General features: G+C 66.3%; 27 protein-coding genes. 16 read left to right on the top strand and 11 right to left on the bottom strand.

What is annotated here, in order from left to right:
• Nucleotides 1-10 precede the first annotated feature (10 nt).
• Nucleotides 11-466, top strand: coding sequence for a hypothetical protein (locus tag J3E61_RS07195; RefSeq protein WP_210083099.1), 456 nt, complete (start codon nt 11-13; stop codon nt 464-466).
• Nucleotides 466-1032: a TetR family transcriptional regulator gene (locus tag J3E61_RS07190; protein ID WP_192724555.1), complete on the top strand. Its 567-nt coding sequence runs from the start codon at nt 466-468 to the stop codon at nt 1030-1032. Before J3E61_RS07195 ends, J3E61_RS07190 begins: the two co-directional genes overlap by 1 nt.
• On the opposite strand, the gene leuA is transcribed toward J3E61_RS07190, so the two are convergent.
• On the bottom strand, nt 1029-2849 hold the full coding sequence (gene leuA / locus J3E61_RS07185) for a 2-isopropylmalate synthase (RefSeq protein WP_210083098.1): 1821 nt from the start codon (nt 2847-2849) through the stop codon (nt 1029-1031). The two genes, J3E61_RS07190 and leuA, sit on opposite strands and share 4 nt — an antisense overlap.
• A gap of 246 nt (nt 2850-3095) precedes the next feature.
• On the opposite strand from leuA, the gene J3E61_RS07180 reads away from it, so the two are divergent.
• The gene (locus J3E61_RS07180) at nt 3096-3755 is read left to right on the top strand and encodes a hypothetical protein (protein ID WP_210083097.1); all 660 of its coding nucleotides are present in this window, start codon (nt 3096-3098) and stop codon (nt 3753-3755) included.
• 4 nt (nt 3756-3759) lie between these two features.
• Here the strand turns inward: J3E61_RS07180 and J3E61_RS07175 are convergent, their stop codons facing one another.
• From J3E61_RS07175 to J3E61_RS07145, 7 genes are all read right to left on the bottom strand, one after another.
• Nucleotides 3760-4443: a helix-turn-helix domain-containing protein gene (locus J3E61_RS07175; protein ID WP_192724552.1), complete on the bottom strand. Its 684-nt coding sequence runs from the start codon at nt 4441-4443 to the stop codon at nt 3760-3762.
• Entirely contained in the window at nt 4418-5614 is a 1197-nt protein-coding gene (locus J3E61_RS07170; protein WP_210083096.1) for an FAD-binding oxidoreductase, read from the bottom strand. Before J3E61_RS07170 ends, J3E61_RS07175 begins: the two co-directional genes overlap by 26 nt.
• Complete coding sequence (locus J3E61_RS07165) at nt 5596-6903, bottom strand: FMN-binding glutamate synthase family protein (RefSeq protein WP_210083095.1); 1308 nt, start codon at nt 6901-6903, stop codon at nt 5596-5598. Before J3E61_RS07165 ends, J3E61_RS07170 begins: the two co-directional genes overlap by 19 nt.
• On the bottom strand, nt 6903-7589 hold the full coding sequence (locus J3E61_RS07160) for a protein glxC (RefSeq protein ID WP_210083094.1): 687 nt from the start codon (nt 7587-7589) through the stop codon (nt 6903-6905). Before J3E61_RS07160 ends, J3E61_RS07165 begins: the two co-directional genes overlap by 1 nt.
• Nucleotides 7577-8449: a glutamine amidotransferase gene (locus J3E61_RS07155; RefSeq protein WP_210083093.1), complete on the bottom strand. Its 873-nt coding sequence runs from the start codon at nt 8447-8449 to the stop codon at nt 7577-7579. The genes J3E61_RS07160 and J3E61_RS07155 overlap by 13 nt, the downstream gene beginning before the upstream one ends.
• Before the next feature lie 28 nt (nt 8450-8477).
• Complete coding sequence (gene glnT / locus J3E61_RS07150) at nt 8478-9779, bottom strand: type III glutamate--ammonia ligase (protein ID WP_210083092.1); 1302 nt, start codon at nt 9777-9779, stop codon at nt 8478-8480.
• A 72-nt stretch (nt 9780-9851) separates the two neighbouring features.
• Nucleotides 9852-11105, bottom strand: a complete 1254-nt coding sequence (locus tag J3E61_RS07145) for an ammonium transporter (RefSeq protein WP_192724546.1) — start codon at nt 11103-11105, stop codon at nt 9852-9854.
• Between the two features lie 109 nt (nt 11106-11214).
• Between J3E61_RS07145 and J3E61_RS07140 the strand changes: the two genes are divergently transcribed.
• Nucleotides 11215-11667, top strand: coding sequence for a hypothetical protein (locus J3E61_RS07140; RefSeq protein ID WP_192724545.1), 453 nt, complete (start codon nt 11215-11217; stop codon nt 11665-11667).
• A 1-nt stretch (nt 11668) separates the two neighbouring features.
• Here J3E61_RS07140 and J3E61_RS07135 read toward each other — a convergent pair whose 3' ends face one another.
• Nucleotides 11669-12265, bottom strand: a complete 597-nt coding sequence (locus tag J3E61_RS07135) for a nitroreductase family protein (RefSeq protein WP_210085465.1) — start codon at nt 12263-12265, stop codon at nt 11669-11671.
• Between the two features lie 100 nt (nt 12266-12365).
• On the opposite strand from J3E61_RS07135, the gene J3E61_RS07130 reads away from it, so the two are divergent.
• The 12 genes from J3E61_RS07130 (at nt 12366) to J3E61_RS07075 (ending at nt 24478) form a co-directional block, all read left to right on the top strand.
• Nucleotides 12366-13631 (top strand): aspartate kinase, encoded by a 1266-nt coding sequence (locus J3E61_RS07130; protein WP_210083091.1) that lies wholly within the window; start codon nt 12366-12368, stop codon nt 13629-13631.
• The gene (locus J3E61_RS07125) at nt 13631-14662 is read left to right on the top strand and encodes an aspartate-semialdehyde dehydrogenase (RefSeq protein WP_210083090.1); all 1032 of its coding nucleotides are present in this window, start codon (nt 13631-13633) and stop codon (nt 14660-14662) included. The genes J3E61_RS07130 and J3E61_RS07125 overlap by 1 nt, the downstream gene beginning before the upstream one ends.
• 2 nt (nt 14663-14664) lie before the next feature.
• Nucleotides 14665-15783, top strand: coding sequence for a DUF4185 domain-containing protein (locus J3E61_RS07120; RefSeq protein ID WP_210083089.1), 1119 nt, complete (start codon nt 14665-14667; stop codon nt 15781-15783).
• Nucleotides 15784-16017: 234 nt separating this feature from the next.
• On the top strand, nt 16018-16437 hold the full coding sequence (locus tag J3E61_RS07115) for a hypothetical protein (protein WP_210083088.1): 420 nt from the start codon (nt 16018-16020) through the stop codon (nt 16435-16437).
• Between the two features lie 81 nt (nt 16438-16518).
• Nucleotides 16519-16947, top strand: a complete 429-nt coding sequence (locus J3E61_RS07110; protein ID WP_210083087.1) for an organic hydroperoxide resistance protein — start codon at nt 16519-16521, stop codon at nt 16945-16947.
• A 3-nt stretch (nt 16948-16950) separates the two neighbouring features.
• Entirely contained in the window at nt 16951-17592 is a 642-nt protein-coding gene (locus J3E61_RS07105) for a sensor domain-containing protein (RefSeq protein WP_210083086.1), read from the top strand.
• Nucleotides 17593-17757: 165 nt separating this feature from the next.
• Nucleotides 17758-19008 carry an ergothioneine biosynthesis glutamate--cysteine ligase EgtA gene (egtA, locus tag J3E61_RS07100; RefSeq protein WP_210085464.1) on the top strand — a complete coding sequence of 417 codons (1251 nt, stop codon included), beginning with the start codon at nt 17758-17760 and terminating at the stop codon, nt 19006-19008.
• The gene (gene egtB, locus J3E61_RS07095; RefSeq protein ID WP_210083085.1) at nt 19008-20282 is read left to right on the top strand and encodes an ergothioneine biosynthesis protein EgtB; all 1275 of its coding nucleotides are present in this window, start codon (nt 19008-19010) and stop codon (nt 20280-20282) included. Before egtA ends, egtB begins: the two co-directional genes overlap by 1 nt.
• On the top strand, nt 20282-20974 hold the full coding sequence (gene egtC / locus J3E61_RS07090) for an ergothioneine biosynthesis protein EgtC (protein ID WP_210083084.1): 693 nt from the start codon (nt 20282-20284) through the stop codon (nt 20972-20974). The genes egtB and egtC overlap by 1 nt, the downstream gene beginning before the upstream one ends.
• Entirely contained in the window at nt 20971-21936 is a 966-nt protein-coding gene (gene egtD, locus J3E61_RS07085) for an L-histidine N(alpha)-methyltransferase (protein ID WP_210083083.1), read from the top strand. The genes egtC and egtD overlap by 4 nt, the downstream gene beginning before the upstream one ends.
• Entirely contained in the window at nt 21933-23057 is a 1125-nt protein-coding gene (egtE, locus tag J3E61_RS07080; protein WP_210083082.1) for an ergothioneine biosynthesis PLP-dependent enzyme EgtE, read from the top strand. Before egtD ends, egtE begins: the two co-directional genes overlap by 4 nt.
• Before the next feature lie 50 nt (nt 23058-23107).
• On the top strand, nt 23108-24478 hold the full coding sequence (locus tag J3E61_RS07075; RefSeq protein ID WP_210083081.1) for a cation:dicarboxylase symporter family transporter: 1371 nt from the start codon (nt 23108-23110) through the stop codon (nt 24476-24478).
• Here the strand turns inward: J3E61_RS07075 and J3E61_RS07070 are convergent.
• Complete coding sequence (locus J3E61_RS07070; RefSeq protein ID WP_210083080.1) at nt 24475-25152, bottom strand: class I SAM-dependent methyltransferase; 678 nt, start codon at nt 25150-25152, stop codon at nt 24475-24477. The genes J3E61_RS07075 and J3E61_RS07070 overlap by 4 nt on opposite strands.
• A 10-nt stretch (nt 25153-25162) precedes the next feature.
• Nucleotides 25163-26641: a glutamate--cysteine ligase gene (locus tag J3E61_RS07065; RefSeq protein ID WP_192724532.1), complete on the bottom strand. Its 1479-nt coding sequence runs from the start codon at nt 26639-26641 to the stop codon at nt 25163-25165.
• Between the last annotated feature and the right edge of the window lie 18 nt (nt 26642-26659).

The raw sequence follows: 26659 nt of genomic DNA, 5'->3' as shown, positions 1-26659 counted from the left end.
CCGTCGGCTCATGACAACCACTACAGACGTAGTACGTAAATCGTCCCGTGGGGCCGCCTATCGGCGCCACGGCTACTTCTTCAAGGAAGCGGCGATGCTGACCATCGGCCTCGGCGTGGTCCTGCATCTGCTGCGGGTGATTTTCGGTGACGCCTGGGCGTTGCAATACGCGATCACGCCGACGACCGACAAGATCCTGCTCGTGCCGATGACATATGCCGCCGTCACCGGGATCGTGCTGCTGGCGACGCATCGCGTGAGGTTTGCCAACAAACGGCACCGCGCGCTTTTCACCGGCTCGGTGGTCTACATCGCAGGCAGTGTGCCGCTGCACATCTACTGCTCCTACATCATCTGGGACACCACTTTGGTCACATGGTTTCCGATGTGGTTCAGCTGGTTCCTGCTGATCGTCGTCTACCCGGCGTTCTTGACCCTGTTCGCCAGGCTGCAATATAGGAACTGATGCCACCCAATCCAGAACGACGGACGCAGATCCTCGACGCCGCGATCGACATCCTCTGTGATGACGGCGTCGGGGGTCTCACGCACCGACAGGTCGACAGCCGCGCGGGCGTGCCGGCGGGCACCACGTCGAACTACTTCCGCACGCGCCAGGCGCTGCTCGAGGCGACCGCCCAACGGACGGTTGATCTGCATTGGCAGCGCGTCGAGACGCTGCAGTCGGCGATCGGTCCGCTGAGCCGGGATGCGTTGAAGGCGTTGATGATTCGCATGCTCGAACCCGACGAGCAGATGCGGCGTTTCACGCTCGCACGGTTCGAGCTTTTCATGGAAAGCACCCGGCGAGAAGAGCTTCGGCCGCTGATGAAGGAGCTCCAGGCGGCCGCGGTGAAGTCGGCGACACTCATCATCGAGGCCGCCGGCTTCACCCCGACACCGCAGCGGATGGACGAACTCAGCAGATTGCTCAACGGCTTTGTGTTCAGCAATCTCACCATGGCGCCCGAGTCGGGCGCGCTAGATGCCGCCGGTCTTGTGAACCGACTGCTGAGCGCCTTCCTCGATTAGGAGCGACTTGCGCGGTTGACCGCCGACACCACCGCGCGAAGCGATGCAGTGGTGATCGAAGTCGCGATGCCGACGCCCCACACGGTCTTGCCGTCGATGGACGCCTCGACGTAGGCAGCGGCCTGCGCCTCCTCGCCAGCCGAAAGCGCATGCTCGGAGTAATCCAGCACCGAGACGTTGATCCCGATTGCGCCGAGCGCGTCGACGAACGCGGCGAGCGGACCGTTGCCTGCGCCGACGATCTCGCGTTCGACACCGTCGACCTTGACCACGGCCTCGATCGTGTCCGTTCCGCCGTCGACCTCGGCTGCGGTGACCTTCTGCCGAATGCGCTCCAGCGGCCGGATCGGCGCCAGGTACTCGTCGGCGAAGACGTCCCACATCTCCTTGGGGGAGACCTCGCCGCCCTCTCCGTCGGTGATCTTCTGGATCGCCTGGCTGAACTCGATTTGCAGCCTTCGCGGCAGGGCCAGGCCGTGGTCGGCCTTCATGATGTAAGCCACGCCGCCCTTGCCCGACTGCGAGTTGACCCGGATGACCGCCTCGTAGGTTCTGCCGACGTCCTTCGGATCGATCGGCAGATACGGGACCTGCCAAAGGATGTCGTCGACATCGGCGTCCTGCTCGTCGGCCGATACCTTCATCGCGTCCAGGCCCTTGTTGATGGCGTCCTGATGGCTCCCGGAGAACGCGGTGTAGACGAGATCGCCGCCGTACGGGTGGCGTTCGTGCACCGGTAGCTGGTTGCAGTACTCGACAGTGCGACGGATCTCGTCGATGTTGGAGAAGTCGATCTGCGGGTCGATGCCGCGGGAGAACAGGTTCAATCCCAGCGTCACGAGGCAGACGTTGCCGGTACGCTCGCCGTTGCCGAACAGGCAGCCCTCGATTCGGTCGGCACCGGCCTGATAGCCCAATTCCGCTGCCGCAACGGCAGTTCCGCGATCGTTGTGCGGATGCAGGCTCAAGATGATGGCCTCGCGCGGGGTCAGATGCCGGTGCATCCACTCGATCGAGTCGGCATACACATTCGGCGTCGCCATCTCGACGGTGGCGGGCAGATTGACGATGAGCGGGACGTCGGGCGTCGGCTGGATGATCTCGGCGACGGAGTTGCACACGTCGACGGCGTACTCCAACTCGGTACCGGTGTAGGACTCCGGGCTGTACTCGTAGCGCCAGAGCGTGCCCGGGTACTTCTTGGCTTCCTCGACGCACTTGCGGGCGCCGTCGGTGGCGATGGCCTTGACCGCCTCGCGGTCGGCGCGGAACACGACCCTGCGCTGCAGGATCGAGGTCGAGTTGTAGAAGTGCACGATCGCTCGCGGTGCACCCTCGCACGCCTCGAACGTCCGCTCGATCAACTCGGGCCTGCACTGCGTCAGCACCTGGATGGTCACGTCGTCGGGGATCGCGCCCGCGGTGATGATCTCGCGGACGAAGTCGAAGTCGGTCTGGCTGGCCGACGGGAAACCGACCTCGATCTCCTTGTAGCCCATCCGGACCAGCAGGTCGAACATGCGGCGCTTGCGCGCCGGGCTCATCGGGTCGATCAGCGCCTGATTGCCGTCGCGCAGGTCGACGGCACACCACATCGGGGCGCGGTCGACGACCTTGTCGGGCCAGCTGCGGTCGGCGAGCGTGACGCGTTCGACTTCCTGGGCGAATGGCCGATACCGGCTGACCGGCATGGATGTGGCCCGCTGAGTGTTCCAGGCCGGTTGGCCCGGGTTGGCCGGGCCGGACGGCTTGTTGATGCTTCGTACGGAATTGAAGGCGTCAGGTGAATCTGGCGTGGATTTCGAGAAGGTAGTCATTGGGATTGCTCCGGGAGTTATAGACGGGACTCGACCGGCGCATCGCGACTACCCGCGACGGGAGGCCAGTCTGATCAGACCCCGTCGCGGCTGCCGAGAAGGAGCACCCGCTGCACCCGACCACTGTAGCAAGCCCGTCTGGCAGGCCAAAAAAGTCGTCAAAAAAGTGTCAGAGATACCGGGCGTCGCCGCTCCTACCTATGAGCGCGGCCCATCGGGGGTCGCCGAACGCAGAAAGAGCACATCGTGGCCACCACTTCTACCCGCAGCCGACTGATCCTGACCGCCGCAGGCGCCGCAACGGTGCTGGCCCTGTCCGTGACCGGCTGCACCAACGTCACGCCCGGAGCCGCCATGGCGGGTGACCGGGGCCCCTGCACACACGTCGACACACCGATGCTGGATGTTCCGGCCGCAGGCAGTACTGAACCGCAGATCCGCATTCCGCAGCCCACCGGTTGGGAGCGCACCCCCGAACTCGAAAAGGATGGCTCGCCCACCCGGCTCGCGCTGTCGGACGACGAAGCGTCGGTCATAGTCATGGTGAGGTCGATTCCGGAGGGCGATCCTGCAGTCATCTTCGACAACTTCCAAGAGGGCTTGTTGATTGGCGCCGAACAGGAGGGCCTGTCGGCTGAACTGACCAGCACGCCTGGCACCGTCTGCGGGTTGCCTGCAGAGACGGTCTCCATCGCGGCGGCTGAGCCGGCGATGGGCGGCGCGGTGAATGCGTTGCCGAGCGACGACCCGTTCAAGACCGTGGCCGTGGTGGCCGAATCCGGCGGGGACACATACCTGATCGCCGTGGTGCAGGTCGGTGGGTCGCAAGATCCTGCGCAGCAGAGCGAGGCCGAGACTGTCCTGTCTGGGATCGAGGTGCTGCCGCGGGACGGGACGGTCGCATAGCCACTCAGACCTGAGAGTCAGGGAAGGCGATGACCGACAGGAAGCGGATCGGCAACTCCACCAGATCGACAGGCCCATGTGCGCCTTCACCGTCGATCTGCAGCGAGTCGCCGGGGTGCAGGCGATACACCGAGCGGCTGTGGCTGTAGTCCATAACGCCCTCGAGCATGTAAATGAATTCGGTGCCGGGGTGCTGGAACAGCGGATAGGTCTGGCTCTTCTCCGACAGCGTGACGTGCAGGCACTCGAGGCGTTTGTGCTCGCCCCGCAACGACCCGAGCAGCTGATACTCGTGGCCTTCCTTCGTGCCGTTGCGCACGATGCGCGCGCCGGTGCCCGCCTTGACGAACGCCGCGGGCCGCTCGACGTCCGCACCACGGAACAGGCTGGTGACCGGCACGTCGAAGCCCTTGGCCAGCAACGCAAGCGTGCCCAGGCTGCATGACGTCTGGGCGTTTTCGATCTTCGACATCATCGCCTTCGAAATGCCAACGCGGGCAGCCATTTCCGCCACTGTCAGGCCGTGCTGCAGCCGCAGCTGGCGCACGTTTCGACCGATCGCGGCCTCGAACTCGAGCTCCTCGACGGGCTCGTGTGGGTCACGGTCTCGCGCCGTGCCCGACTTGTTGCGAAGAAGCGGAACGTCTGTCACGGGGCCACCATCATCGCATTTGCCCGGCGCCGACATACGGATACGGGCTCTTGAGCAGGTCACCCTCGTCGAATCGAGACAGCCGGAAGTCGGAGTGCGGGATGCGGGGGTCGGTGCTGTGTCCGTCGACGACGAGGTCGGCGACCAACCGGCCCACCGCAGGCGCGATCTTGAAACCGTGCCCGCTGAATCCCGCTGCGACGACGAGGCCCTGCTTGTCGGCTCGGCTGATGACGGGGTTCCAATCCGGTGTGACGTCGTAACAGCCCGCGTAGCTGCTGCTGATCGCCGCGTCCGCGAAGCCGGGGAATCGGGAGCCGACCTTGTCCACGGTGAGGTCGACGAAGGCGTCGGTGGCCCGGTTCAGGTAGTTGTCCGGATCCGCTTCTTCGACGTCGGACAGGTCGCTGTTGCCGAACAGGATGTCGCCGCCGACCTCTGGCCTCACGTACTGCAACGACACCAGATCGGAGAACACGGGCACCGCCCCGATATCGATGCCTGGCGCGATCGTGACGATCTGTTCGCGCACCACGCGGATCGGCACGTCGACGCCGTACGGCGCCAAAAACGGTTTCGTCCACACGCCCGTAGCGACGACGACGGTGCCGGCAGAGATCTCGCTGCCGTCGGCGAGCCGGACGCCGGTGACGCGATCGCCGGTGACCAGCAGTTCGATCACATTGGCGCCCTGGCGGATTCGCACGCCCGCCGCGCGGGCCGACGCCGCGAACGCCTGCGCGGTCATGTACGCGTCGCCGTAGCCGCCGCGCGCCTCCCAGCCGAACGCCTCGAACGGCGACAGGTCTGCGAACGGCCACAGGTCGGCGACGTCCGATTTGTCGATCTCCTCGGTCTGCACACCGACCGCGCGTTGCGCGGCAAGACTTTTGCGAAGCGATTCGACGTTGGGTTCGCCGACGCCGACGACGTATCCGGTCTGCCGGAAGCCGATGTCGGTGCCGAAGACCTCCTCGGCATTTTCGAAGACTTCCAGTCCGACGGTGGCCATGGCGGCAAGCGAGGTGACCCCGTAGTGGCAGCGGACGATGCCGCTGGACTTGCCGGTCATTCCCGATGCGACGGTATTGCGCTCGAGCAGAACGACATCGGTGATGCCCCGCTGACTGAGCGCCCACGCGGCCGCCGCGCCTTCGATGCCGCCGCCGACGATGACGACGTCTGCCGTCATAGCCCCGGGATCCATGACGTTCCCGCCAGCGGCACCCGCGCCATCGCGGCCGCCTCGATGGTCACCGCGACCAAGTCCTCCGGTTCGAGGTGGCACACGTGTGCCTTGCCGCAGGCGCGGGCGATGGTCTGGGCCTCCATGGTCAGCACCCGCAGATAGTTGGCGAGCCTGCGGCCCCCTTCGACCGGGTCGAACCGTGCGGCGAGTTCGGGATCCTGCGTGCTGATCCCGGCCGGATCGGTGCCGTCCTGGAAATCGTCGAAGAAGCCTGCCGCGCTGCCGAGCTTCTCGTATTCGGCGGCGTAGCGAGGATGGTTGTCGCCCAACGCGATCAGCGCTGCGGTGCCGATCGCGACGGCGTCGGCCCCCAGCGCAAGCGCCTTGGCGACGTCGGCGCCGGTGCGGATGCCGCCGCTCACGATGAGTTGCACTTTGCGGTGCACGCCGAGCTCAGCCAGCGCCTGCACGGCCTGCGGCACTGCGGCCAGCGTCGGGACGCCGACGTGTTCGATGAACACCTCCTGGGTAGCGGCGGTGCCGCCCTGCATGCCGTCGACGACCACGACATCGGCACCGGCGTGCACGGCCAGTTTCACGTCGTAGTACGTCCGGGTGGCGCCGACCTTGACGTAGATCGGCTTCTGGAAATCCGTGATCTCGCGCAGCTCGTTGATCTTGATGGTCAGGTCGTCGGGACCCGTCCAATCCGGGTGTCTGCACGCGGAGCGTTGGTCGATGCCCTCGGGAAGCGTGCGCATCGCGGCGACGCGTTCGGAGATCTTCTGACCCAGCAGCATTCCGCCGCCGCCGGGTTTTGCGCCCTGGCCGAGCACTACCTCGATCGCGTCGGCCTTGCGCAGGTCGTCGGGGTTCATCCCGTATCGCGACGGAAGATATTGGTAGACAAGGTACTTGCTCTGCCCGCGCTCCTCGGGTGTCATGCCGCCGTCGCCCGTGGTTGTCGATGTGCCCACCTCGCTGGCGCCGCGGCCAAGCGCCTCCTTGGCCGGCCCCGACAGGGCACCGAACGACATGCCTGCGATGGTCACCGGAATATCCAGGTGCAGTGGATGTTTCGCGAACCGGTCGCCGAGCACCACATCGGTGCCGCACCGCTCGCGATAACCCTCGAGCGGATAGCGCGACATCGACGCACCGAGGAACAGCAAGTCGTCGAAATGTGGCAGTGGCCGCTTGGCGCCCCATCCCCGAATGTCGTAGATGCCGGTTTCGGCGGCACGCTGGATGGCCGCGATCGTCGGCCTGTCGAAGGTGGCGGATTCGCGAAGTTCCCAGTTGGTCATCAGTAGCTCGAGGTGTTGTCGACGTGGAAGTGGTAGAGATTTCGCGCGGAGCCGTACCGGGTGTAGGCCGCGGTGTCGTCTCCCTCGAAACCCGCAGCCTTCAGCAAGTATTCGAGCTCCTCGTGATGCTCGGACCGCATCGGCTTGGCGACGCAGTCGGCGCCGAGCGATGCGACATCGCCGCGCACGTAGATGCGCGCTTCGTAGATCGAATCGCCCAGTGCGTCGGCGGCATCGCCACGAACCACCAGCCGGCCGGCCTGGGCCATGAACGCGCTCATGTGTCCGACATTGCCACCCACCACGATGTCGACGCCCTTCATCGAAATCCCGCACCGCGCGGCGGCGTCTCCCTCGATCACCAGCAGACCGCCGTGCGCGGTGGCACCCGCCGACTGCGACGCGCTGCCCTTGACCCAGACGGTCCCGCTCATCATGTTCTCCGCCAGGCCGGTGCCCGCGTTACCGTCGATGGTGATCTCGGCCTGCTGGTTCATCCCCGCGGCGTAGTAGCCGACATGTCCCTCGATCGTCATCTTCACCGGCGCGTCGACGCCGACGGCGACGTTGTGCGCGCCTTCGGGATTCGCGATCACGAACTCACCAGACAGGTCCGGCTTGTGCAGTGCGGCGTTGATCTCCCGCAGCGGCGTGGTGCGCAGATCGAATGCGGTCACCTGTTCCACGCGTAGATCACCTCCGGTTCCGGCTCCCAGATCTTGGCCGATTCGACGCCGGGAAGCCCTGCGAGCGCCCGGTATTCGCTGCCCATCGCGACCCAATCGTCGGTCTCGGCGATGACGGCCGGTTTGCATGCGATCGCGTCGCGCACCACTGCGAAGGAGTCGCGATTGGACACCAGCAGCGTGTAGAACCCGTCGAAGACCGCGCACAGTTCCTTGAGTGCGGCCTCGACATCGCGGCCGTCGGCCAACTGCTTGGCGATGAACCGCGCGCCTACCTCGGTGTCGTTCTCGCTGTCGAATTGCACACCGGCGGCGCGGAGTTCGCGGCGGATCGTGGCATGGTTGGCGAACGAGCCGTTGTGCACCATGCACTGTTCTGGACCGACCGCGTACGGATGGCAACCCGCCGGCGTCACCGCCGACTCGGTTGCCATCCTGGTGTGGCCGACGCCCTGCCAACCCTGTGCCTTGCTCAAACCCCAGCCCTCGGTCAGCTCGCGCGGATGTCCAACTCCCTTCAGCACGGCCATATCCGCGCCGAACCCCGCGATGAGCGCCTGCGGGTAGGCCGCCTTCACCGCGTCCAACAGGTCACCGGAAGACGCGTCTGCGGTGACGAGATGGGTGTCGCCGAGGCGAACGATGCTCACGTCGAGTTCGATGGCCTCCGCCGTCGGGGTCACCTCCAGGACCGAGACGCAGCCGCGGCCCGGCGGCGACCAGACCGGGTCGCCGTAGACGGCGACGCCTGCCGAGTCGCTGCCGCGCTCGCCCATCTCGCACAGCATCCCGGTCAGCAGTTCCCCAAGCCGGGGATAGAGATCCGGCGTGCGCAGGTGCAGCCCGACGATCCCGCACATCAACTGTCTCCTTTGCCTCTTCGACGATTCAGAACGCGGTGAGGTAGCTGTCGACCTCCCACGGCGTCACCGCGCTGTGATAGGCGAAGAACTCGTCACGCTTGACGTTGGCGAAGTAATCGGCGACACCGTCGCCCGCTGCGTCGAGCACCCCGGTGACGACGGGGTCGCGCTGGAACTCGTCGACTGCGTGCAGCAGCGTTGACGGCAGCGGTGAACGGTGTTGTCCGCCAATGTCTCCGGGGTCGGCGCTGCGCTTCACCCCATCGATGCCTGCGCCCAGTGCCGCGGCGATCGCCAGATACGGGTTGGCGCTGCCGTCGCCGCCGCGCAGCTCGACGCGCGCCGAGTCGGGCACCCGGATGTAGTGGGTGCGGTCGTTGCCGCCGTAGGTTGGCGTCCTGGGCGCCCACGACGCTCCCGAAGCCGTCGTCGTCGCGCCGGTTCGCTTGTAGGAGTTGACTGTCGGCGCCACCACAGCCTGCAGCGCACCGGCATGATCGAGGATTCCACCGACGAATGCATATGCGGTCTCGGAAAGACCGAGGCCGCGAGGGTCGTCGTCAGCGGGAAAGACGGGCGCGCCGCCACTGGTCAGCGACAGGTGCAGATGCAGACCGCTGCCGGTTTTGTCGGCGAACGGCTTCGGCATGAAGGTGGCCACCATGCCGCGTTCGGCCGCGATCATCGACAGGATGTAGCGCAGCGTGATGACGCGGTCGGCGGTGGTCAGCGCCTCGGCGTATTCGAAGTTCTGCTCGAACTGGCCGTTACCGTCCTCGTGGTCGTTGGCGTAGTTGGACCAGCCGAGCGTGTTCATCGCCGTCGAGATCGCGGTGAGGTGCTCGTACATCCGTGTCACGCCCCTGGCGTCGTAACAGGGCTGTGCGGCGTTGTCGGCGGTGTCGGCGACCGACAGACTGCCGTCTGAATTCCGGTGCAGCAGAAAATATTCGACCTCGGCGCCGACCCACGGCTCGTAGCCCGCGTCGGCAACCCGCTGGATCAGCGACTTGAGGATGACCCGCGGCGCAAAGGGCCACGGCTCGCCGTTGACGTGCGGATCGCAGTGCACGATCGCGAGGCCGTCCTTGATGAAGGGGACTGGCGTGAACGATGCAGGGTCCGGAATGGCCATCAGGTCAGGGTCTTTGGGCTCCTGGCCGATCGCGCCGACGGCGTACCCGGCGAACCCGACGCCCTCGGTCGCGAGCAGATCGACGGCCTCGACCGGCACCAGCTTCGCGCACGGCTTGCCGCGGAGGTCGACGAACAGCGCGAGGATGAACTTCGTTCCCGACTGTTCGGCCAGGGTGGCTAGCTCGGACATGCTTCTCCCGTTTCTTTCACCAGTGAGGGCCGGCCGGCGCGGGCGAGTGGTTTCCGCGCCGGCCGGAGCTCGTCAGGCGGGCTGGAGTTCGTACGCGGCGTCCCGATGGAACTTCGCGTCGATGCCCTTTTCCTCTTCGTCAGTGGAGATGCGAATGCCCATCGTCTTCTTGATGACGAACGCGATGATGTACGCGACCACGAACGAGTAGGCCATCACCGCGCCCGCGGCGATCGCCTGCTTCAACAGTTGCTCGGGCCCACCGCCGTAGAACAGGCCGTCGGTCTTGTTCGGCATGCTTGCGCTGGCGAACAAGCCGATCAGCAGCGTGCCGATCACGCCGCCGACCAGGTGCACGCCGACCACGTCCAGTGAGTCGTCGTAGCCGAAGCGGGATTTCAGGCCCACCGCCAACGGGCAGATCGCACCGGCGATCAGGCCGAGGAAGATCGAGCCGACCGGGGTGACCGCGCCGCACGCGGGCGTGATGGCCACGAGCCCGGCCACTGCACCCGACGCCGCGCCGACGCCGGTGACGTGCCCGTCCTTGATCTTCTCCACGCCGAGCCACGCCAGCGTCGCAGCGCAGGTCGCGGTGAACGTCGTGACCATGACGATGGCCGCCGAGGTTCCTGCGGCCAGCGCCGAGCCACCGTTGAACGCATACCAGCCTGCCCACAGCAGTCCGGCACCGAGCAGTGTCAGCGGCACATTGTGCGGCTTGCGGAACTTGCCGAATCCGAGCGACTTGCCGAGCACGATCGCGACGGCGAGCGCCGCCGCGCCCGAGTTGATGTGCACAGCCGTGCCGCCCGCGAAGTCAATGGCCTTGAGCTGGTTGGCGATCCAGCCGCCCTTGGCGTCCGGCGTCACCACGCCGTCGAACGCGAACACCCAGTGCGCGACGGGGAAGTAGACGAGGATCGCCCACGCCGTTGCGAACGTCATCCAGGCGCCGAACTTCATCCGGTCGGCTGCCGCACCGGAAACCAGCGCAACCGTGATCGCCGCGAAAAGTGCTTGGAACAATGAGAACAGGCTCACCGGCAGGCCGTTGATGGTGGTCATCGGCTCGGTCAGGTTCTTCATGCCCGCGAACTCGGTGAAGCTGCCGACGAAGCCGCCGTAGGACGTGCCGAACGTCATCGAGAACCCGAACAGCACCCAGAGCACGCCGACGACGGCCACCGCGCCGAACGTCATCATCATCATGTTGGTCGAGCTCTTGACCGACACCATGCCGCCGTAGAAAAGCGCGAGCCCGGGAATCATCATCGTCAGCCCGATGATGCAACACAGCATGAATGCCGTGGTTCCTGTATCCATCTACATCTCCTGGAGTGGGCGGCCCTCGCCAGGGCCGTTCACTGGTAGTAATCAATGTTTCTGTTACGTGGACAGGCTCGCGGTGTTTCGGACGGGTTAAGTTCGTCGGATGAAACTAGACCGGCGTTGGTGGGTCGCCATTGCTGTCGTGGTGGTCGCAGTTGCGGCGCTGGTGCTGCGCTACACGGTGTTCGCCGGACCGTCCGAGGAGTGCCGTCCGGTCAAGGACCTGCTGGACTTCAACCGGGCCCAGGGTGAGCAGATCGCATCGAAAACCGGTGACGCGAAAGGCGTCCCGACGGTCGCCGAGGAAGCCGCATATCAGGCATGGGCCGACGGCATGGCCGAACGCGCGCAGAAGGTGACCAAGCCCGACCTGGCGCGCACGGCGACGACGGTCGCCAGCCTGGCCAACGATTTCGTCGGGAAGCTGTCCCTTGTGCGCTCACAGACCGACTCGCGTGCTCCCGGCGCGCCTGCGCCGCCTGCGGTCTACGAGATGGCGGCGCTGAACGCCAGGATCTCCAACGGTCTCGACGAGTTGGCCAAGGCCTGCTCCTGAGTCACAGCAGCGGTTGGCCCCACGTGCCTGCGTAGGCTACGTCCTCCAGTGGCAGCCGGTCGCGCCCCTTCGCGTCGCGTTCGACGATCTCGGGCGGCGCGTTGTCGTAGTCGCCAAGCGTTCCGACCGCGACGACCGCGATGGGACGGACTCCTTCGGGAATGCCGAACACCTCGAGCGCGGCGTCGCCGTCGAACCCCGCCATCGGGTGCGCGATCAAACCGCGCGAGGTCGCCTCCACGGTCAACTGCGCGATCGCCGCACCGGCGTCGACGGCGGCATATCGTGCGGTCCGCTCGTCCTCGCCCTCGTCGACGCAGACCATCACCAGCGCCCCGGCGGCCTTGGCGTAGCTGTTCCCGCGCTTGAGCAGCCCGGCGATCTTGGTGTTGGTCTCATCGCCACGCAGTCCGACCAGGAAGCGCACCGGCTGACGGTGCCCCCAGGTGGCGGCCCAGCGTGCCGCCTCGAGGACCGCGACCAGGTCGTCGGCCTCGAGCACGGCGTCTGCGTCGAACAACCGCGGACTCCAGCGTTGCGCGAGGTGCGGATGGATGGGCACTCGGGTCTGCGCCGTGGCTGTCTGCTCCTCGCGCAAGCGCTCGTCGGTCTTGACCACATCCTGACGCTACCGGCGGAGTAAATGGTGTGCGCAGACCCCTTATTCTTAGATGAACCCCGCCAAGAAAGGTTTCACAGTGGCGCTCGTCGTACAGAAGTACGGCGGATCCTCGGTATCGGATGCCGAACGGATCCGCCGCGTCGCCGAACGCATCGTCGAAACCAAGAAGCAGGGCAACGACGTCGTCGTCGTGGTCTCCGCGATGGGCGACACCACCGATGACCTGCTGGATCTGGCCAAACAGGTGTGCCCGGCGCCGCCGGCGCGGGAAATGGACATGCTGTTGACCGCCGGTGAGCGGATCTCCAACGCGCTGGTCGCGATGGCCATCGACTCGCTGGGCGCGCAGGCGCGGTCGTTCACCGGGTCGCAGGCGGGCGTGATCACCACCAGCACGCACGGCAACGCCAAGATCATCGACGTCACGCCGAGCCGGGTGCAGGACGCCCTCGACGAGGGCCTGATCGTTCTCGTCGCCGGCTTCCAAGGGGTCAGCCAGGACAGCAAGGACGTCACCACGCTCGGCCGCGGCGGGTCGGACACCACCGCGGTCGCACTGGCCGCGGCGCTCAAGGCCGACGTCTGCGAGATCTACACCGACGTCGACGGCATCTTCACCGCCGACCCGCGCATCGTGCCCAACGCCAGGCGGATGGACACGGTGACGTTCGAAGAGATGCTCGAGCTCGCCGCGTGCGGCGCCAAGGTGCTGATGCTGCGTTGCGTCGAATATGCCCGCCGCTACAACGTGCCGGTCCACGTCCGGTCGTCGTATTCAGATAAGCCCGGCACGTTCGTGACCGGATCGATAGAGGACATCCCCATGGAAGACGCCATCATCACCGGAGTCGCTCACGATCGCAGCGAGGCGAAGGTGACGATCGTCGGCATCCCCGACGTACCCGGCTACGCCGCCAAGGTGTTCCGCGCGGTCGCAGACGCCGACGTGAACATCGACATGGTGCTGCAGAACATCTCCAAGATCGAGGACGGCAAGACCGACATCACGTTCACCTGCTCGCGCGAAAGCGGCCCTGGCGCAGTGGAGAAGCTGGCCTCCCTGCAGGAGGAGATCGGGTTCTCGAAGGTGCTCTACGACGACCACATCGGCAAGGTGTCGTTGGTCGGCGCGGGCATGCGCAGCCATCCCGGCGTCACGGCGAAGTTCTGCGAGGCGCTCGCCGAGGTCGGCGTCAACATCGACCTGATCTCCACCTCGGAGATCCGAATCTCGGTGTTGATCAAGGACACTGAGCTGGACAAGGCGGTCCTGGCGCTGCACGAGGCGTTCGAACTCGGTGGCGACGAGACGGCGGTTGTCTACGCGGGAACGGGGCGGTAATGGTCAGCATCGGTGTGGTTGGTGCGACCGGTCAGGTCGGCCAGGTGATGCGAACGCTGTTGGAGGAGAGGGACTTTCCGGCCACCAGTGTTCGGTTCTTCGCGTCGGCGCGCTCGCAGGGCAAGAAGCTGTCGTTCCGTGGTCAGGAGATCGAGGTCGAGGACGCGTCGACGGCTGATCCGAGTGGCATTGACATTGCCCTGTTTTCGGCAGGCGCGACGATGTCGCGGGTGCAGGCGCCGCGGTTCGCCGAGGCGGGAGCGGTCGTCATCGACAACTCGTCAGCGTGGCGCAAGGACCCCGACGTGCCGCTGGTGGTCAGCGAGGTCAACTTCGAGCGCGACGCCCGCAACCGGCCGAAAGGCATTATCGCCAACCCGAATTGCACGACGATGGCCGCGATGCCGGTGCTCAAGCCGCTGCACGACGAGGCCGGACTCGTCCGGATGATCGCCTCGACGTACCAGGCGGTGTCGGGCAGTGGCATCGCAGGCGTCGAGGAGTTGTTCGGACAGGCCAGCGCCGTCGTCGGCGACAGCAGGGAGTTGGTGGCCAACGGTTCGGCGTTGCAATTCCCCGCGCCAGACAAATACGTCGCCCCGATCGCGTTCAACGTTGTCCCGCTTGCCGGCTCGTACGTCGAAGACGGCTCCGGCGAGACCGACGAAGACCAGAAGCTGCGCAACGAAAGCCGCAAGATCCTCGGCATCCCCGACCTCTTGGTGAGCGGAACGTGCGTGCGGGTGCCGGTCTACACCGGGCACTCGTTGTCGATCAACGCCGAATTCGCGCGGCCGCTTTCGGTCGAACATGCGCGTCAGCTGTTGGCCGAGGCGCCTGGGGTGAAGCTGGTCGACGTGCCCACGCCGCTGGCCGCCGCGGGTGTCGACGAGTCGCTCGTCGGAAGGATCCGCCAGGATTCCGGGGTGGAAAACGGTCGCGGTCTCGCGCTGTTCGTCTCCGGCGACAACCTGCGAAAAGGTGCGGCGCTGAACACAATTCAGATCGCTGAGCTGCTGGCTCGAGGCTAACCTTGCGCCGAAACTGTATTCCAGCAGGCCTCTTCTTGATCTTTCTCTGCTGGAATACAGTTTCGCCGGCGCATGCAGAGCCGGAGCCCGTCCCCGCGCCCGTGCTGCCGCCGTTGGCGCCCGGTCAGGTGATCCGTATCGCGCCCGCGGCCGGAACTGGTACGCCGACAAGCGATTACGACATCGGCGCCACCGACCTCTGCGAGTTCATGGAGTTCCCCGACGGCATCCTGCAGGTGTGCGGCGACAGCTTCGCAGGACAAGGCGTCGGGTTCGGGCCCTGGCACTCACCGATTGCGTTGCACGTCGACGGCGACTCGATCGACGACCCGACGGGCGTGCGCTACGACCGGGTCACCGGCAACATGAATCCGCTGCTGGCCGACCCGACACCGCCGGGGATGTCGCAGTTGCCCGCGGGTGTTGTGCAGATCAACAGGGACAACTACCTGATGGTGACGACGGTGAAGGATCTGGTGCCGCAGAATTCCAGGCTGGTGAAAGCCAATCCGGCACAAGGTAATTGGCCTACGGTCCCGAACTCTGCCCGGCCCGCAAGCTACGAGGGTGCCACGCAGTCGCAGGTCAGCGGTTACTACGACCCGATCCCCAAGCCGGATTCCCCAACCGGCTGGGTGTATCTCGTCGCCAACAACTTCGACCGCAGCGGGCCGGCGGTGTTGTACCGGGCGAAGAAGGAAACGTTCACCGATCGGGCCACCTGGCAGGGCTGGTCGGCTCAGGGTGGCTGGGGCAAGCCGCCGACACCGCTGTGGCCAGATCGCGTCGGCGAAATGAGTGTGCGACAGATCGACGGCCAGACGGTGCTGTCGTACTTCAACGCCAGCACGGGCAACATGGAGGTGCGCGTCGCGGGTGATCCGACCGGGCTGGGAACCGCGCCGGTTACGACGGTTGTCGTCGCAGGCACCTGGCCCGATCCCGCCGAGGAGCTGGGCCCGCCGGAAAACAACCAGCTGGCACAGCCGTACGGCGGCTACCTCTCACCCGGCTCGACGCTCGACGAGCTGCGGGTGTTCATCAGCCAGTGGAACACCGGCCCCGGCGACAACACGCCGTACCGGGTCATCCAGTTCGCAGTGAACCCCGTGAAGGCGTAGTCCCGGTTATCTCAACAACCACCGCAGTGGTGCTGCCACCAATTGAGTGCCCCACAAAGCCCCGGTCAGCGCGGCGCCGCCCAGCATGAGCAGGCCCGACACCGCGATTAGCGCGTCGCTGTTCATGACTGCACCTGTACCCGCGCCACGCGCCAGCAACACATTGGAGCATTCACAGCTGATTCATAAGCAATTCATCACGGACGCATCGGCATCGCTTGCATCCTCGGATACATGAGCGAACCAACGTCCTCTGAACCTGCGACCGGCCCAGTGGCCACCGCCACGCCTCCGCCGACCGAGCCGCCCGCTGTAGTCACCGAGCCGCGAGGCCACAGCCGGCTCACCGCGGTTGCCGCCTGGGTCGGGATTGTGGCGGGCGTCGTCTTCATCGTCGCCGTCGTCTTCTTCTCCGGCTTCTTCCTCGGCGCGCATTCCGGCGGCCACCGCGGCGGCTGGCACCACGGTGACGGCGACCGCGAATTCGGCATCATCCACCAGGGGCCGCCGCCGATGTTCCCGATGGGTCCGCCGCGCGGCGAGTTCGAACGTCCCTTCCCGATGGGACCCGGCGGCCCGAACTTCCAAGGGCCACAGGGTCCCGGACCGCAACAGCCGGGCACCCCGAGCACCACTGCACCACGCCCGTCGTAACAACTTGTCACCCAAGACGCCCCGGTCACCCCTCGGCCGGGGCGTCTTGCCGTTGTCGTGCCGGCTGGCATGATCGAGCCCATGAGCATCGAAGTCGTTTTCACCGCTGAGTCAACAGCAACCGGGGGCGGCCGCGACGGCCACGTGAAGTCGTCAGACGGCAGGATCGATCTCGACACCCGCATGCCGAAGGAAGCGGGCGGCAACGGCGAGGGCACCAACCCCGAGCAGCTATTCTCCGCCGGCTACGCGGCGTGCTTCCTGGGCGCGCTTCGACTTGTCGCGCGTAACAACAAGATCGACCTGGACGACGCGAGCGGGATCACCGCCCGGGTCGGCTTCGGCAAGGACCCCGAAGGGGGCTTCGCGATCAACGCTGCGCTGATCGGTTACCTGCCGGGCCTCGAGCAGAGCGCGGCCGATGATCTGATGAACCAGGCCCACCAGGTCTGCCCGTACTCCAAGGCCACCCGCGGCAATATCGACGTCACGTTGTCGGCGAAGGTCTAGCGGGTGCGGACCGCCGCGGGCGCAGGCGTTGTGCTGGCCGTCGGTCTTGCGGTGGCTGCGCCCGCACAAGCCCGTCCGTCTGACCCCGGCGTGGTGAACTACGCGGTGATGGGCAAGGGTTCGGTCAGCAACATCGTCGGCGCGCCACTGCGGTTCGCGTGGACATACACCGATCCGTTCCAGTCGTATTACGTCGACGAGCCGGCCTGCAACAACTGGGCCGACGTCGGGTTGCCGGAGGTCTACCTCGATCCGGACCTGGCGTCGTTCAACGGTGCGGTCGCGCAGACCGCCGACAACGACCAGACGCATATGGTCAAGCAGGCGGTCGGGGTGTTCGCCACCAGCGACGCGGCCGACCGCGCCTTCCACCGCGTCGTCGACCGAACCGCGGGCTGCAATGGCCAGACCACCGCGATGCACCTGGACAACTTCACCACTCAGGTGTGGAGCTTCAGCGGCGGGCCGGCCGGGGCGACCGACGCGGACTGGGTGAAACAGGAGGCGGGGACCGACCGCCGCTGCTTCACCACCACCCGAAAGCGCGAGAACGTTCTGCTGCAGGCGAAAGTCTGCCAATCTGGCAACGGCGGCCCGGCGGTGAACGTGCTGGCCGGGGCGATGCAGAACACATTGGGGCAGTAGCAGGCAACGTTTTTGGGTACGTGTCACCAACGCGTCATCCAAAAATCGCGGGATTTTGTCGGTGTGCTCTGGAAGATGGATAGAAGGCCGCGATCGTTCCCTACCCGAAAGGGGCCGGAAGACATGACCTTCGCCATCCCGTCCGAGGTGGACGACGCTCATCCAATGCAAGCGCAGGCTGGCGAGCTGACCAGCGCGTATGCCGCTGCGCAGCACATCGGTGAGACGTGTCTTGCCGACGGTCCCGTCGGAAAGGTGGGCCTCGAAGTCGAAGCGCACTGCTTCGATCTTGCCGATCCGACGCGTCGCCCGGGCTGGGCCGAGCTGACCGACGCGATCACGCGAGTGCCGGCACTGCCCGGCGGCAGCGCGATCACCGTCGAACCCGGCGGCGCCGTCGAGCTGTCCGGTCCGCCGATGGACGACCCCGTGACCGCCATCGCCGCGATGACGGCTGATCGGGCGACACTGAGGGCGGCGTTCGCGCAGGCCGGCCTCGGCCTGGTGCTCCTCGGCGCCGACCCGCTGCGGCCGGCCAAACGGGTGAACCCGGGCGACCGGTATCTGGCGATGGAGCAGTTCTTCACGGCCAGCCAAACCGGAGAAGCCGGTGCGGCGATGATGACGTCGACGGCATCCGTACAGGTCAACCTCGATGCGGGCCCGCGCGACGGATGGGCAGACCGGGTGCGGCTGGCGCATGCGCTGGGCCCGACGATGATCGCGATCGCCGCCAACTCGCCGCTGCTTGGCGGCCAGTTCACCGGGTGGCAGTCGACGCGGCAGCGGGTGTGGAGCCAGCTGGACTCGGCGCGCTGCGGCCCCATCCTCGGGACCAACGGCGACGACCCGGCCGCCGACTGGGCCCGCTACGCGCTGAAGGCGCCGGTGATGCTGGTGCACCCGACCCCGGAAATGGATGCCGTGCCCGTGACGGACTGGGTGCCGTTCGCGGACTGGGCCGACGGGCGGGTGCTGCTCGACGGTCGCAGGCCGACGCAGGCGGACCTCGAGTACCACCTGACGACGCTGTTCCCACCGGTGCGGCCGCGGCGCTGGCTGGAGATCCGCTACCTCGACAGCCTGCCCGATACGGTGTGGCCGGCCGTGGTGTTCACCCTTGTCACCCTGCTCGACGACCCGGTGGCCGCCGACATCGCCGCAGAAGTCACCGAACCGGTGGCCACGGCCTGGGACCGCGCGGCCCAGATCGGCCTCGGTGACCGCCGGTTGCGCGAGGCGGCAACTCGCTGCGTGGCGGTCGCCGCCGAGCGAGCGCCCGCCGAAATCGAGGAATCGATGGCGCAGTTGGTGCGTTCGGTCGAGAAAGGACGCTGTCCGGCCGACGATTTCTCCGACCGGGCAGTCAAATACGGGATCGCAACGGCGATCACTCAACTGGCGCAAGGGGAGTAGTGGCCGCACGCGAGACGCTTGCGCGTGAGCTGACCAAGGCGAGGGACCGCACGTTGCGGCTCGTCGATTTCGACGACGCCGAACTGCACCGGCAATATGACCCGCTGATGAGCCCGCTGGTGTGGGACCTCGCGCACATCGGATGGCAGGAAGAACTCTGGCTGCTTCGCGGTAACAACGCCGACAAGCCCGGATTGCTGGAGCCGCAAGTCGAGCGGTGTTACGACGCGTTCGTGAACTCGCGCGCCAGCCGGGTGAATCTGCCGCTGCTGCCGCCGTCGGATGCCCGCGCCTACTGCCGCACGGTGCGAAACAAAGTGCTCGACACGTTGGACGCATTGCCGGATGACGACACGGGTTTCAACTTCGGCTTGGTGATCAGCCACGAGAACCAGCACGACGAAACCATGTTGCAGGCACTGAATCTGCGGACTGGTCCGCCGCTGTTGAGCACCGGATCGCCGTTGCCACCGGGACGGTCGGGCGTCGCGGGTACTTCGGTGCTGGTTCCGGCAGGGGAATTCGTCCTCGGCGTCGACGCCGTCAGCGAGCCGCATTCGCTCGACAACGAGCGGACCGCGCACGTGGTCGACCTGCCGGCCTTCCGCATCGGCCGGGTGCCCGTGACCAACGGCGAATGGCGACAGTTCGTCGACGACGGCGGCTACCAACAGCAACGCTGGTGGTCGGAGCGCGGGTGGCGGCATCGGCAGGAGGCTGGCCTGAGCGCGCCGCAGTTCTGGAATCCAGACGGCACGCGCACCCGGTTCGGACACGTCGAGGCGATCCCCGCCGACGAACCCGTGCAGCACGTCACCTACTTCGAGGCCGAGGCGTACGCCGCGTGGGCCGGTGCGCGGTTGCCCAGCGAGATCGAATGGGAGAAGGCGGCCGCCTGGGACCCCGCAGCGGGTAAGCGTCGCCGATTCCCTTGGGGCGCAACCGAACCCACCGATGTGCTGGCGAATCTCGGCGGTGACGCGCTGCGTCCGGCGCCGGTTGGCGCCTACCCGGCCGGTGCGTCGGCGTACGGTACCGAGCAGATGCTCGGCGACGTGTGGGAGTGGACGACGTCGCCGCTGCGGCCGTGGCCCGGGTTCACGCCCATGATCTATGAGCAGTACTCACAGCCCTTCTTCGACGGCGACTACAAAGTGTTGCGCGGCGGATCATGGGCGGTCGCGGCGGGCATCCTGCGGCCGAGCTTTCGCAACTGGGACCACCCGATCCGCCGACAGATCTTCTCCGGCGTGCGCCTGGCCTGGGACGCCTGATGTGCCGGCACCTCGGCTGGCTCGGCGAACCGCGATCGATCGCGTCTCTGGTGCTTGAGCCGGCATCGGGGCTGCTGGTCCAGTCGTATGCCCCTCGCCGGCAGAAGCACGGGCTGATGAACGCCGACGGCTGGGGCGTTGGCTTTTTCGACGAAGGGGTCGCGCGTCGGTGGCGTAGCGCCGCACCACTGTGGGGCGACGCGTCGTTCGCGTCGGTGGCACCGGCGTTGCGCAGCAATTGCGTTGTCGCTGCGGTGCGTTCGGCCTCCATCGGCATGCCGATCGAACCGTCGGCGTCGGCGCCGTTCAGCGACGGACAGTGGCTGCTGTCCCACAACGGCTTGGTCGACCGCGGGGTGTTGCCGTTGTCCGCCAAAGCCGAGTCGACCGTCGACAGCGCGCTTCTGGCCGCATTGATCTTTGAGCGAGGTCTCGACGCGCTCGGCGAAACCATCGTCGAGCTCGCCGCCGCGGACCCCAATGCCAGGCTGAACATCTTGGCGGCCAACGGATCTCAACTACATGCCACCACGTGGGGCGACACCTTGTCGGTACTACGCCGAGACGACGGCGTGGTGCTGGCCAGCGAACCATACGACGACAACCCCGATTGGCAGGAAATCCCCGATCGCCATCTCGTGCTGGTCGAGGGATCGCGTGTCGACTTGATCCCACTGAAAGGATCGCCATGACCCTCTCGCTGTCCAACTATCTAGCCGCCGACTCCGCCGCACAGGCCCTGCGCCGAGACGTGCGCGACGGGTTGACGCAGACGCCGAAGTCGTTGCCGCCCAAGTGGTTCTACGACTCAACGGGCAGCGACCTGTTCGACCAGATCACCCGGCTCCCGGAGTATTACCCCACCCGTGCGGAGGCGCAGATTCTGCGGGCGCGCTCAGCTGAGATCGCCGCCGCGTCCGGTGCCGACACGCTTGTCGAACTCGGCAGCGGTACCTCGGAGAAGACCCGCCTGGTGCTGGGCGCATTGCGCGACAGTGGAGCCCTGCGCCGGTTCATCCCGTTCGACGTGGACGCGAGCGTACTCCAGGCGGCGGGGTCGGCAATCGAACGCGAGTACCCGGGCATCGAAATCGATGCGGTGTGCGGCGATTTCGAAGAGCACCTCGGCAAGATCCCGCGCGTCGGCCGACGACTGGTGGTGTTCCTCGGTTCGACGATCGGCAACCTGACGCTGGGCCCGCGAACCGAATTTCTGTCCACGCTGGCGGAGACGTTGCAGCCGGGCGACAGCCTGCTGCTGGGCACCGACCTCGTCAAGGACACCGATCGATTGGTGCGTGCCTACGACGACAGCGCCGGGGTGACGGCCCAGTTCAACCGCAACGTGCTCGCTGTGGTCAACCGGCACCTCGACGCCGACTTCGATCTGGGCGCGTTCGAGCATGTGGCGAAGTGGAACCCCGCCGAGGAGCGCATCGAGATGTGGTTGCAGGCATCGACCGTACAACACGTTCGGATCAGCGCCTTGGATCTGAGCGTTGACTTCGCCGAGGGTGAGGGGATGCTGACCGAGGTGTCGTGCAAGTTCCGGCCCGAGGGGGTGGAAGCCGAACTGGCCGCGGCGGGTCTGCGCCGCACCCATTGGTGGACCGACCCCGCGGGTGACTTCGGGCTGTCCCTGTCGACCAAATGAACCTGCCCGAGCAGTGGCGCGCGGCCCGGCCCAAGGTCGCCGGGTTGCATCTCGACAGCGGCGCCTGCTCGCGGCAGAGCTTCGCGGTCATCGACGCGGCAACGCAGCACGCCAGACATGAGGCAGAAGTTGGCGGGTACGTCGCCGCAGAAGCCGCAACGCCTGTGCTCGACGCGGGCCGCGCGGCCATCGGCGCACTGACCGGCTTGACCGGTTCCGACGTCGTCTTCACCACCGGCTCCAACAACGCCCTCGACATCCTGCTCAGCAGTTGGTCCGGCGAACGATCAGTGGGCTGTCTGCCCGGTGAGTACGGTCCCAACCTCGCGGTCATGGCAGCCAACGGGTTTCGGATCAGTGCGCTGCCCGCCGACGACCTCGGCAGGCTCGCCGTCGACGACGCCGCGCGGCAACTGGCCCATGATGCACCCGCCATGGTTCACATCACCGCCCTCGCCAGCCACCGGGGGCTGGCCCAGCCGCTGGCCGAAATCGCCGACGTGTGCCGCGATCTCGGTCTGCCGCTTGTGGTGGACGCCGCGCAGGCACTCGGACATCTCGACTGTGCGGTGGGCGCCGCAGCCGTCTACAGCTCGTCGCGCAAATGGATGGCGGGTCCGCGTGGCGTCGGTGCCCTGGCGATTCACCCCGATCTGGCTCAGCGGTTGCGGCCGCGGCTGCCGCCACCGGAATGGGGCTTGCCGATCCCGGTGATGGAATCCCTTGACCTCGGCGAGACGAATATCGCTGCGCGCGTTGGCTATTCGATCGCCCTCGGTGAGCATCTGGCTGCCGGGCCGGAGAACATCCGCGACGGCCTCGCACAGGTCGGCCGGATGACGCGCACCGCGCTCGCCGACGTGAAGGGGTGGCGAGTCGTCGAGCCGGTCGACGAGCCGACCGCGATCACGACATTGGAGCCCGTCGACGGCGCCGACCCGCAGCGCGTGCGGTCGTGGCTGATCGCCGAACGCGGCATCGTGACGACCTATGCCGAGCTGCAGCGCGCACCCTTCGAGATGACCACTCCGGTGCTTCGGGCGTCGCCGCATGTCGACACGACCGCCGAGGACCTGGATCAGTTCGCCGAGGCGTTGGCCGTCGCGACCACACAGGTGTGACGTAGCGCACTTCTGGCTATCCCAGGTGCACGACACCGAGGGAGCCGCAGATGACGCACGTAGAGGACGGCCCGGCCAAGTCGGCCGACGAGAAGCAACCCAAACGCGACCGCACACATTGGCTCTACATACTGGTGATCGTCGGTGTGGTCGCCGGTGTGGTGGTTGGCCTGCTCGCGCCCGACACAGGCAAATCGCTCGGCGTGCTCGGCACGATGTTCGTCAACCTGATCAAGATGATGATCACGCCGGTGATCTTCTGCACCATCGTGCTCGGCATCGGTTCGGTGCGAAAGGTGGCGTCCGTCGGCAAGGTCGGCGGGTTGGCACTGGGCTACTTCCTCGTCATGTCGACCGCAGCGCTGGGCATCGGCCTGCTGGTGGGCAACGTCATCAGCCCCGGCAGTGGCCTCAACGCGCATGGGGATCCGGGTGCGGGCGCAAAGCTCGCGTCGGAGGCGCACAGTTCCGGCGGCACCATGGACTTCATCCAGGACATCATCCCGAAGACGCTGTTCTCGTCGCTGACCGCAGGAAACGTGCTGCAGGCGTTGTTCGTTGCGCTGCTGGTCGGGTTCGGCATTCAGGCAATGGGCGCCGCCGGCGAGCCGCTGCTTCGTGGCGTCGCTCTGCTGCAGAAACTGGTCTTCCGCATCCTTGGCGGGATCCTGTGGCTGGCGCCGATCGGCGCGTTCGGCGCGATCGCTAAGGTGGTGGGCGACACCGGGTTTGACGCGGTAATCCAGTTGGGCGTGTTGATGCTGGCGTTCTATCTCACCTGCCTCATCTTCGTGTTCGGCGTACTGGGTGCGCTGCTGCGCTTCGCCGCAGGAGTCTCCGTGTTCAAACTGGTGCGTTACCTCGCGCGCGAATACCTGTTGATCCTCGCCACGTCGTCGTCGGAATCCGCGCTGCCGCGACTGATCGCGAAGATGGAGCATGCCGGCGTGCAACCCACCACCGTGGGAATCGTTGTGCCGACTGGGTATTCATTCAACCTCGACGGCACCGCCATCTACATGACAATGGCATCGCTGTTCATCGCCGACGCGATGGGCAAGCCGTTGTCGATCGGTGAGCAGCTGGGTCTGCTGGTGTTCATGATGATCGCTTCCAAGGGCGCAGCAGGTGTCACCGGTGCGGGCCTCGCCACGCTGGCCGCAGGCCTGCAGAGTCACCGCCCCGAATTGCTCGACGGCATCGGCTTGGTGGTCGGCATCGACAAGTTCATGTCGGAAGCCCGTGCACTGACGAACTTTTCGGGCAATGCGGCCGCCACGGTGCTCATCGGCGCATGGACTCAATCCGTCGACCACCGACAGATGCATCAGGTGCTCGACGGCGACAAGCCGTTCGACGAACGCACCATGGTCGACGACGAAGACACCTCAGCGGGCCAACCCGCCAGGGCCGGGCACTAACCTTTGTGCGCCGTCAGCAGGTAAGCGGGAAACTTGACCCTGCCCTTGTCGTCGGTCGGGTGCGCAGGCATCTCGAACGGCGCGTCGGGGACTTCGATCGCGTTGGCATGTATTGCCGCGGGCCGGATCTCGTCGATCTCCCAATACTTCGACACCGCAGTGCGCAGCTCGTCCTCATCGACCTCGTTGGGCTTGGGCTCCATCTCGGCGGGGAACGCGCCCTTGGCGAAAACGAGTATGTAGTAGGACGCGCCGGGTGCGGCCGCTTGATGCACAGACCGTAGATAGCCATCCCGACCCTCGACGGGCAGCGAGTGAAACAGCGTGCTGTCGATGACCGTGTCGAAGCGGCCGTCGTATCCGGTGAGGTTGGTGATGTCGGCCTGGACGAACGAGACGTTCGTCAGCCCCCGGTCCTGCGCCGCTCTGGTGGCCGCGGCGATCGCCGTCGGGCTGAGGTCCACTCCGACCACCGGGTAGCCGTCGGCTGCCAATGCGAGCGACAGTTCGGCGTGCCCGCAGCCGGCGTCGAGTACGTCGCCGCGGAACTTGCCGTCGCGGTGCAGCGCAGCCAATTCGGGCTGCGGCTCGCCGATGTTCCACGGCGGCGGACCCGTGAATTGACCTTCCCCGCGGTACGCGCCGTCCCAATCGATCATGTCGTCAGACGTCATGTCACTCAGGCTAGTCCGGGCCATCCCAGGTGTGTACGGGTTCGTTGCTGTGCATCCGCTCGCAGTACAGGCGCAGCATCTCGGCCAGTGCGCTGGGCCGCGTCATACCCCGTTCCTGCAATGCCGCCACGGTGGCCACTTGCCACGAGGCGCCGTTGCGTCCGGTCTTCGCCCGACCCTCGATCACGCTGAGATACCGGTCGCGCACCTCGCTTGCCACCTCCCAGCGGCGCAGCCCCTCATCCGCCATCGGCAACAGCTTGCGCAGCACCAATTCGTCGGGCGTCACCTCGCCGAGGCCTGGCCAATACAGCATGGCCTCCATGCCGTGTTCGGCCGACGCGACGAAATTATGTTGTGCCGCAGCGAAACTCATCTTGGTCCACAGCGGCCTGTCCTCTTCGGACAGCGTCCGCAGCATGCCGTAGTAAAACGCCGCGTTGGCCAACATGTCGACAACGGTGGGCCCTGCGGGCAGCACCCGGTTCTCCACACGGAGATGTGGCTTGCCCTCGACGACGTCGTACACCGGCCGGTTCCATCGCCAGATCGTGCCGTTGTGCAGTCGCAGCTCGGCCAGTTGCGGGGTGCGACCGTCGCCGAGCGCCGCAACGGGATCCTCGTCGGACAGTTCGGGTAGCAGCGACGGAAAGTAGCGGACGTTCTCCTCGAACAGATCGAAGATCGACGTGATCCACCGCTCGCCGAACCACACTCTCGGACGAACGCCCTGCGACTTGAGCTCGTCGGGTCGGGTGTCGGTGGCTTGGGCGAACAACTCGATGCGGGTCTCGGGCCACAGCTGGTGGCCGAAGAAGTACGGCGAATTGGCGCCGAGTGCCAACTGCGGACCCGCAATCACCTGGGCGGCATTCCAGTTGTTCGCGAACTGGGCGGGGGAGACCTGCAGGTGCAGTTGCATGCTGGTGCACGCCGATTCCGGCGCGATCGACGCCAGCTGCAGGCTCAACCGTTCCGGCCCCGCGATGTCGATCAGGATGTCCTCGCCACGCGCGGTGAAGATCGAGTTCTCCAGCGCCTGATAGCGCGTCGAATCGCTCATCCAACCGCCCGAAAGATGTTCGGGCATCAGCGTCGGCAGGATGCCGATCATCACGATGTGCGCGCCGTTGGAGTTCGCCTTCGCTTCCGCGGCGTTGAGACTGGCCCGGACGTCGGCCTCCAACTCCAGTGCGGCCCGGCCGGGCAACCGTCGCGGTGGAACGTTGAATTCGATGTTGTAGGCACCCAATTCGGTTTGATAGGCCGGGTCGGCGATCGACGCCAGCACCTCTTGGTTGCTCATCGCGGGCTGATAGTCGCCGTCGACGAGATTGCACTCGATCTCCATGCCGGTCAACGGTCGGTCGAATTCGAAGCTGGACTGGGCGAGCATCGTCTCGAAGACATCGAGGCACAGCTGCACCTTGCGGCGGTACTCGCGGCGCTGTGCGCGAGAAAAGTCGGTCTGCTTCACCTCTTCGCCCACACCGCCATTGTCGGCGAG

Source organism: Mycobacterium sp. OAE908 (genome assembly GCF_017872775.1).
Lineage (GTDB): Bacteria > Actinomycetota > Actinomycetes > Mycobacteriales > Mycobacteriaceae > Mycobacterium.
This window is presented reverse-complemented; position numbering and strand designations above follow the sequence as displayed.

Bases quoted from the DNA above. Each gene is read 5' to 3' on its own strand.
- J3E61_RS07165 (WP_210083095.1), bottom strand. From the start codon at position 6,903: ATGACCAACTGGGAACTTCGCGAATCCGCCACCTTCGACAGGCCGACG.
- J3E61_RS07190 (WP_192724555.1), top strand. From the start codon at position 466: ATGCCACCCAATCCAGAACGACGGACGCAGATCCTCGACGCCGCGATC.
- leuA (WP_210083098.1), bottom strand. From the start codon at position 2,849: ATGACTACCTTCTCGAAATCCACGCCAGATTCACCTGACGCCTTCAAT.
- J3E61_RS07125 (WP_210083090.1), top strand. From the start codon at position 13,631: ATGGTCAGCATCGGTGTGGTTGGTGCGACCGGTCAGGTCGGCCAGGTG.
- J3E61_RS07110 (WP_210083087.1), top strand. From the start codon at position 16,519: ATGAGCATCGAAGTCGTTTTCACCGCTGAGTCAACAGCAACCGGGGGC.
- J3E61_RS07075 (WP_210083081.1), top strand. From the start codon at position 23,108: ATGACGCACGTAGAGGACGGCCCGGCCAAGTCGGCCGACGAGAAGCAA.
- J3E61_RS07195 (WP_210083099.1), top strand. From the start codon at position 11: ATGACAACCACTACAGACGTAGTACGTAAATCGTCCCGTGGGGCCGCC.
- J3E61_RS07170 (WP_210083096.1), bottom strand. From the start codon at position 5,614: ATGGATCCCGGGGCTATGACGGCAGACGTCGTCATCGTCGGCGGCGGC.
- egtE (WP_210083082.1), top strand. From the start codon at position 21,933: ATGAACCTGCCCGAGCAGTGGCGCGCGGCCCGGCCCAAGGTCGCCGGG.
- egtD (WP_210083083.1), top strand. From the start codon at position 20,971: ATGACCCTCTCGCTGTCCAACTATCTAGCCGCCGACTCCGCCGCACAG.
- J3E61_RS07115 (WP_210083088.1), top strand. From the start codon at position 16,018: ATGAGCGAACCAACGTCCTCTGAACCTGCGACCGGCCCAGTGGCCACC.
- egtA (WP_210085464.1), top strand. From the start codon at position 17,758: ATGCAAGCGCAGGCTGGCGAGCTGACCAGCGCGTATGCCGCTGCGCAG.
- egtC (WP_210083084.1), top strand. From the start codon at position 20,282: ATGTGCCGGCACCTCGGCTGGCTCGGCGAACCGCGATCGATCGCGTCT.
- J3E61_RS07140 (WP_192724545.1), top strand. From the start codon at position 11,215: ATGAAACTAGACCGGCGTTGGTGGGTCGCCATTGCTGTCGTGGTGGTC.
- J3E61_RS07070 (WP_210083080.1), bottom strand. From the start codon at position 25,152: ATGACGTCTGACGACATGATCGATTGGGACGGCGCGTACCGCGGGGAA.
- J3E61_RS07145 (WP_192724546.1), bottom strand. From the start codon at position 11,105: ATGGATACAGGAACCACGGCATTCATGCTGTGTTGCATCATCGGGCTG.
- J3E61_RS07175 (WP_192724552.1), bottom strand. From the start codon at position 4,443: ATGTCGGCGCCGGGCAAATGCGATGATGGTGGCCCCGTGACAGACGTT.
- glnT (WP_210083092.1), bottom strand. From the start codon at position 9,779: ATGTCCGAGCTAGCCACCCTGGCCGAACAGTCGGGAACGAAGTTCATC.
- J3E61_RS07155 (WP_210083093.1), bottom strand. From the start codon at position 8,449: ATGTGCGGGATCGTCGGGCTGCACCTGCGCACGCCGGATCTCTATCCC.